At 48.6% G+C, this 876-nt stretch carries 1 protein-coding gene; it reads left to right on the forward strand.

Annotation, left to right across the window (positions count from 1 at the left end):
- The first annotated feature begins 67 nt into the window (after positions 1 to 67).
- On the forward strand, positions 68 to 754 hold the full coding sequence (locus ACTHUM_RS15610) for a S24 family peptidase (RefSeq protein WP_070645871.1): 687 nt from the start codon (positions 68 to 70) through the stop codon (positions 752 to 754).
- Positions 755 to 876 lie beyond the last annotated feature (122 nt).

Genomic DNA, 876 nt, shown 5'->3' on the forward strand with positions numbered 1-876 from the left:
AACTAAGGTAAAATACACTCAAATCGTCCAAACCATATAAAAAACATACCTCCATAAAGGCATAAACATGGATACCTTTAAAGACCGCCTGGCTTTCTTATGGAAAGATGAAGCCCGCCAAGCCAAAATTGCCGCCGATATTGATATGACCATCGCCGGATTCAGCCGTATCTGGAACGAAGGCGGCCTGCCGAAATCGGAAACGCTAAAAAAAATCAAACAACTTAAAGGCTGTAGCATAGACTGGCTTTTGACAGGCGAAGGTTCCCCCTTCCCCGATTCCGAAGCCCCAAAAGCCACGGCAACCGACACACTGGGCAACCCAGTCGATATAGACGAATTTGTCTTTGTGCCACGTTACGACATCCAGGCCGCGGCCGGACACGGTCAGCTCGTCGGCGACGAACAGCCCATGTTCGCCATGGCGTTCCGACGTTATTGGATTGAAAATTATGTAACGCGCGACATCAAAAACCTTTCCGTTATCTCAGTCAAAGGCGACTCGATGGAAGGCGTGCTGAATGATGGCGACACCATCCTCATCAATCACGGACAAACCACGCCGCGCGACGGCCTCTATGTTTTACGCCTCAACGAAAACCTTTTGGTCAAACGCCTGCAATTGATACCCGGCGGCATCGTCAACGTCATTTCTGCCAACGAAGCCTACCCTACTTTTGAAATCGACTTTAAAAATCCGACCGACGACGTTGCCATCATCGGCCGTGTCGAATGGTTTGGCAGAAGTATCTAAATCTGACATACTGGTGCTTGAAATTTCTGCCATGCCCTCCATGTAAGCTGGCAGACCCTGTCTGCACAAACTTGCCTTGGCTAACGGTTTGCGCGACAATAGTAAAAATATTCATATAAAAG

The sequence above is a fragment of the Neisseria sp. P0021.S006 genome (genome assembly GCF_051956895.1).

Bases quoted from the DNA above. Each gene is read 5' to 3' on its own strand.
- ACTHUM_RS15610 (WP_070645871.1), top strand. From the start codon at position 68: ATGGATACCTTTAAAGACCGCCTGGCTTTCTTATGGAAAGATGAAGCC.